3 protein-coding genes are annotated in these 6678 nt (G+C 37.3%); all 3 read right to left on the bottom strand.

The genetic code is table 11. The annotated features are described in order from the left end of the window. Positions 1–179 precede the first annotated feature (179 nt). The 3 genes from A0J48_RS18835 to cruG all read right to left on the bottom strand — a co-directional run bounded on the left by A0J48_RS18835 (position 180) and on the right by cruG (position 6587). On the bottom strand, positions 180–2018 hold the full coding sequence (locus A0J48_RS18835; protein ID WP_200325743.1) for a two-component system response regulator: 1839 nt from the start codon (positions 2016–2018) through the stop codon (positions 180–182). After that, a complete protein-coding gene (locus A0J48_RS18830; RefSeq protein WP_200325741.1) occupies positions 1996–5292 on the bottom strand; it encodes an MHYT domain-containing protein in 3297 nt (1098 codons plus the stop codon). Before A0J48_RS18830 ends, A0J48_RS18835 begins: the two co-directional genes overlap by 23 nt. A gap of 119 nt (positions 5293–5411) precedes the next feature. Beyond that, entirely contained in the window at positions 5412–6587 is a 1176-nt protein-coding gene (gene cruG, locus A0J48_RS18825) for a 2'-O-glycosyltransferase CruG (protein WP_200325739.1), read from the bottom strand. Positions 6588–6678: the final 91 nt, after the last annotated feature.

The raw sequence follows: 6678 nt of genomic DNA, 5'->3' as shown, positions 1-6678 counted from the left end.
GAGGCAGGGGAGGCATGGGAAAATCTTCGTTCTTTCCTCTTACTCCTGATAGCGCAGCGTGGCGTAAGCCATACTCCTGATAGCGAAGCGTGGCGTAAGCCATACTCCTATTCTCTTCTTACTGTCACCTGTCACCTGTCACCTGTCACCTGTCACCTGTCACCTGCCTCCTGCAATTATTACCACTGTGGCTCAGATGCAAGTAAATCTAAAACAGATGTTGCTGGTAAGGGTTTAGAAAACAGATAACCTTGTCCGAAATCGCAGCCTAAACTTCGCAGTTGAGCTAATTTTTCTGGAGTTTCTATTCCTTCTGCAACTGCTTTCATTTCACTTGTATGAGCCAGTTTAATGATAGTGGAAATTAAACCTATGTTTTTGGGATTTTGATCTAAATCATTGATGAAACATTGATCGATTTTGAGGGTGTTAGCTGGGAATCTATGCAAATAGCTTAAAGAAGAATATCCAGTTCCAAAATCATCAATAGATAATTCAATCTTGCATTCTCGTAGTTGTTGTAAAATTACTGCTGCTGCTTGGCTATTTTCCATAATTGCACTTTCAGTAATTTCTAGTTTTAAATTTTGTGGCTTTAATTTAATTTCACGCCAAGCTTGGTCAATTATTGCTAGTAAATTGGGTTGAGAAAATAATCTCACTGAAAGATTAACGCTGATAAAAATATTGTCATCAATAACTTTTTGCTCTTGCCAGTTGCGTAGTTGACGGCACGCTGTCTGTAATACCCAAGTATCTATAGCAGCTATCAAACCAGTTTCTTCTGCCACTGGAATAAATTCCCCCGGAGAAACCATCCCCAAAGTAGGATGCTGCCAGCGTACAAGTGCTTCAAAGCCGCTAATTTTACCTGTTGATAAAGAGATTATGGGTTGATAATAAACTATAAATTCTTGTCGTTCAATCGCCCTTTTTAAATCATTCTCTAACTGTAAAAGTTTAATTGCCTGCTGATACATATCAACAGTAAAAATGCAATATCTAGATTTACCTTGTGATTTGGCATGATACATTGCTGTATCAGCATCTCGCAGTAATTCTTGAGGTGTATTATAGCTACTCTTACTGAAAACAATGCCAATACTAGCGGTAATAAAAACTTCAGTTCTGGATAGTTTAAAAGGAACAGAAAAAGTTTGTAAAATCTGATCAGCAACTAATTTGACGTAGTTAATATCTATAATATCATCTAAAAAAATAGCAAATTCATCTCCACCTAATCTAGCTAGTATGTCAGTATCTCTCATCAAAGTTTGCAGTCTATTACCAATGGCAATTAATAAATCATCTCCTACTAAATGTCCAAGAGAATCATTAATAACTTTGAAGCGATCGCAATCTAAGAATAAAATAGCAAACTGATAATCAGATTGAGTTTTAACTAGCTTAATTGCCTCTTCTAACCGTTCCATTAAAAAGGTACGATTAGATAAATCAGTAAGTGGATCATGTAAAGCTTTATAAAGTAGTTCATTTTGTAACTGTTGACGCTCACATAACTCTCGCTTAAGTTCTTGATTAGCTAATTCTAACTGTAAAGTTCGCTCTTGTACTTTTGCTTCTAATTCTCTATTTAAATCTAAAATTTTTTCTTCTGCTGCTTTTAGCAACAATTGATTTTTGATCCGAATAAAAACCTCCTCTGCTTGAAATGGCTTAGTAATATAATCAACACCTCCCACTTGAAAAGCTTTAACTTTATCTAAAACATCATCTATAGAACTTAAAAATATAACTGGAATTTTACTAGTTTTTTCATTAGACTTAAGTAATTTACAAACTGTATATCCATCCATTTCTGGCATCATTATATCCAGCAAAACCAAATCTGGTAACAGATTTAGACAAGCAGTAATAGCCATTTGCCCATCTAATGCCTTACGGACATAATAGCCCTGCTCGCTGAGAATTGTCGCTAAAAACCGCAAATTATCCGGTGTATCATCAACTATGAGAATATCTTTTTGCTCAGAGTTAAACTTGGATTTTGTATTCATTATCACCCTGTGTAAATTGCAAGATTTTTTTGAACTGATAATTTACAGTTAGCTCCCTCAATGTATTAGCTAAAGATTGCTTTTCCAGAGGTATTTCTCCAAGTAATTCTAAAATACTCTCATCACTACATTGAGCAGCAGCAGATTTTAACCTACTCTGCCAATCATGGGACATTGTTGATAATAGTTGTACTAATTCCGCATCTGAAACTTGTTGTAAAATTTGAGTTTGAGGTTTTATCTCATTATCATTTTCATAGATATATTGTACACCTAGATGTTGGTTAATTTTTGCTAATAAAATTTCTTCTTGAAAGGGTTTAGCTACGAAATCATCACAACCAGAAGCTAAAATAGCTTGGCGATTTTCTTCAAAAGCACTGGCAGTTAGAGCTATAATTTTAGTAGCTTGACCTTGGGGTGTAGCTTTAATTTTTTGTGTAGCTACAAACCCATCCATTACAGGCATCCGCATATCCATAAAAATCAGGTGAGGTTGCCAGTTTTGCCAACAAGTAAATGCCTCTTCTCCATTATTAGATTCACGAATATTAAAACCAATTGCTGTTAATAATTTAACTAATAAGAGACGGCTATCTTTTACGTCGTCAACAATTAAAATGCGATATGCTGGTTGATTGGGTGCTAAACCCATAACTCTACCATTTATTTGTTGGCTGGTAATCTCGTTATCACTAGCTTCTTGAATGAGAATATTAAAAGTAAATAAACTACCTAAACCTAGACGACTACTAACGTTAATTTCGCCTCCCATCAATTGCACATATTTACGGCTAATAGCTAAACCTAATCCTGTTCCTTGTTGATATTGACTACCTGTTGCTGTTTGTTTGAAGGGTTCAAATATCATATCAACTTCCTCTTCAGCAATACCATAACCAGTATCTTCTACTGTAAAAAATAGTCGATATTTGTGATTTACTAACTGGCTATGTATCGTTGATTCTTCCTCAACTTTAACAGCTTTAACGCTCAAAATTACACTACCATGATTTGTGAATTTAATCGCATTTCCTAGTAAGTTTAATAAAATTTGCCGCAATTTACCTTCATCTGTATGTACATATATAGGTATAAATTTATCATAATTAAATATGAGTCGCAATCCTTTAGATTCGGCTCTTAATAGCAACATCTTATATAAACAATCTAGGAAAACTATGAAATCAAAACTGTGATTGTTAAGTGTAGTTCTGCCCGCTTCAATTTTTGACATTTCCAGAATGTCATTAATTAGTGTTAGCAAATGTTCACCAGCACGATTGATAATTTGTATTGCTTCCTGATGTTCTTTCGATAGAGAATGATCACGATTCATGATCTGCGCAAAACCAAGAATAGCATTGAGTGGAGTTCTCAATTCATGACTCATATTAGCCAAAAATTCTGATTTAGCTCTGTTGGCCGAATCTGCGGCTAATAGTGCCTGTTGTAGTGCGATTGATTGTTTTTGAGTCCGTTCCAGTAATTCAGCTTGTTGTAAAGCTACTCCCAGTTGATTACCAATCTGCACAACTATATTAATTTCAGTTTCCTTCCATTGTCGGGGAGCAGAATTTTGATAAATTGCTAACAATCCCCAAAGTTTATTACTAGAAAAAATCGGGACAATAATATAAGCTCTGGCTTGGAGTTGCTGCAAAAGTTGAATATAACAATCGTTAAATCCGGCTTGATAAATATCTTCTACAATGCGGTAACTTGCTCCTTGGCTGTAAACACCACCTTTATTTTCTTGAAGATAAGTATCTTGCAATACTTTAGGCTTAATCATCATATTTTCATCTTCGGCTCTACTATCAAAATTTTTGACAATACAGCGATCATTGGAGAGAGCATTTTCCTGCAATTTGGGATTAATACTTTGTTCTTCCCAAAGAGATATCCACCCGCTACCTACAGACTCAGCGACAAATTCGCCACTCCAGTCAGAATGAAAACTATAAACAACAACGCGATCGCAATGGATAACTTGGCGCAATTCTGAAGTGGTAGCAGCGAAGATGGTTTGAATATCTAATGTTTGCCGCATTCTCCGAATTGCTGTAGTCAATGCTTTTTCCCGTTCAGCACTTTCTTGTAATGCAGCTTGTATTTGTTTTTCTGGAGTAATATTACTAAAAGTACAAACTAAACGCTCTAACTTTTTATCTTCAGATAATTGTGGATCAATATTCAATAATAACCACAGTCTGTCATTGCCCGAATTATTATAGATACCAATGACACAATTACGCACAGGTTGTAGTTTGGTAATGGCTTCTCTGATAGGTAAGCTTTTGACAGTTAATGGTTTACCATCTTCATCTAGCATTTGCCAATTGAGTGCAAAAACACTTTTATTTTGTAAATCTGCTTCAGTCATCAACAACATTTCTCTAGCTAGATGGTTGCTCAAAATGATTTTGCCTTCAGCATCCAACAGCAATACACCTACAGGCATTTCTCGAATTAGCGAACGAAACATTTTTTCGCTCTCTTGTAATGCTTCTTGTCGAACTAATTGATCTGCATATCGTCTATCTAATAGTGAAGTAACTAAAGTACCAACTAGAATAAATAAAGTTGCAATAGTAATTTGAATGCCTAACCAAGAATTGGGCGATTGCTCGTTAGTAGTAACTACAAATTCTGGCGTTTCCACAAAATAACTTGCCCACATTCCTGTATAGTGAATACTACTAATCAAAATGGCCATCACCAAAGCACTAAACAGTTTGAGCAAGTTAAACCCAGATTTACTCTTATTTTTGAAGCAAAAAGCTAACCGCAAAGAAATGATGGCCACTATAATTGCTAATAGCAATGAAAAAAATATTTTCCATAGGTTGTAGTAAATGATAGCTCCTACAACTTCCATTGCTGATATACCTAAATAGTGCATAGAGGCGATCGCCAAACCTATGACTGCACCACCACCAATCAACATCAGTGGACTCATTTCTGGGTAACTTAATAACAACAGTGCCAGTGCAGAAGCAGCAATGGCATCTACCCAGGAAACTAGGGTGATAACTATGTTATGTGTTGCTCGCAAAGGAAGTTTGAAGGCTAACATGGCGATAAAGTGCATCGACCAAATACCAGTTCCCATGGCGATAGAACCGATAAAGATCCACAGCGATCGCGGCCGTAATCTGAGAGTAACTCGTCCCGCCAAATCCAGCACCGTATAAGAGGCAATGACAGCGATGAAAAATGATAAGGCTACCAGAAGTAATTCATAACTGCCAGAAATTGTCTCATTTATCATGGAAATCACGCACTAACTAGTCTAGAGAAGTGCAAATTAAAAATTTAAATACAAAATTTAAATTCAAGATTAAAAATTAAAACATTTCTCCCTATTCCCTATTCCCTGTTCCCTATTCCCTAATCACTATACTTCCTTCCTCGCCACTCTCGTGGAGTGCGAAAAGCAGATAAAAAGATTCGCAGCACTGCCAAAGGATCAGCTAAAGGAGAAAGCCAGAACAACCAACCACCCTGAGCATTTTTACGATCATAAGAAGGAGCGATCGCTAACAATAAAGCAAAACGAATCACCAATAAAAATATATTCAGTCCCAATAATAGAAGCAGGGGGAGCAGGGGAAGCAGGGGAAGCAGGGGAAGAAAACCAAGTAAAATCAATATGGGTAAACCTTGTACTGACGATAACAGCCACAAATCACCCCAAACTTGAGCGCGGTCAGAAGCATCTTTTAAATCTAGACTGCGACCCCATTCCTTCCAAGTTTCCATTGCGCCTTCATACATCCTCACCTTCAGCACTTTTGCTCCATCCAAAAACCCTACCTTAAAGCCAGCTGCCGCAATATTTCGCGCTAATGTTACATCATCACAAAAAGAACCTTTGGCACTACTATAACCATTAACCGCAGCTAAAACTGAGCGACGACACAAAAAACACTGTCCATTTGCCATCACTCTTTCTGGTTGTTCCGTATGAATACCAGCAGGGTCAAATCTATATAACAGCGTCATTAACAAAGCTGGTTGTAACCAACACTCTCCAGGATACTTGAGAATGAACTGAGGAGACAGAGAAACCAAATCATAACCTTCTGCTTTGGCTGTTTTTACCAAACTTGCTACCAAACCGGGATGGGGTTGGATATCCGCATCCATGCCCAAAAACCACTCACTTCCCTCGGAAGTAAACAAAAAACCATTGTGTAAAGCCCAAGGACGACCCACCCAACCAGAAGGTAAAGGATCATCTGTCATCACCCGAAACCGAGGGTCTTGTTGCTGTGCAGATTTTACCAAGTCGGGAGTCCCATCTTGGGATCTGCTATCGACGACAATAACTTCTCTAACTTCATAGCTTTGCCGACTTAACCCAGCTAACAGCGGACTAATGCGTAACGCCTCATTTAAGGTAGGAACAACAACGCTCACACTTCCTAACATCTCAGGTGTTGGTTGCTGTGGTTTCAGAGGTGGATACCGTCTTGGGCCTTTGAGCAACCGTGAAAGTAAAATCGCCGTTGCTGGTACTTGGATCAGTAGTAATAGGAGGGAAATAGTGCTTTCTATAATCAAAATAGTGTTACCAATTCACAATTCACAATTCAAAATAATTATCAATCACCAATTACCAATTACCAAGTTAGTGCTGAGTAGAATGCTACTT

Origin of the sequence: Sphaerospermopsis aphanizomenoides BCCUSP55 (assembly GCF_001586785.1) — a bacterium.
In the GTDB taxonomy this organism is placed as follows: Bacteria; Cyanobacteriota; Cyanobacteriia; order Cyanobacteriales; family Nostocaceae; genus Sphaerospermopsis_A; species Sphaerospermopsis_A aphanizomenoides_A.
The sequence above is the reverse complement of the archived record's forward strand: the minus strand, read 5'-3'. Positions and strand labels throughout refer to the sequence as shown.

Excerpts from the sequence above, each read along its gene's own strand:
- A0J48_RS18830 (WP_200325741.1), bottom strand. The coding sequence starts at position 5,292 with ATGATAAATGAGACAATTTCTGGCAGTTATGAATTACTTCTGGTAGCC.
- A0J48_RS18835 (WP_200325743.1), bottom strand. The coding sequence starts at position 2,018 with ATGAATACAAAATCCAAGTTTAACTCTGAGCAAAAAGATATTCTCATA.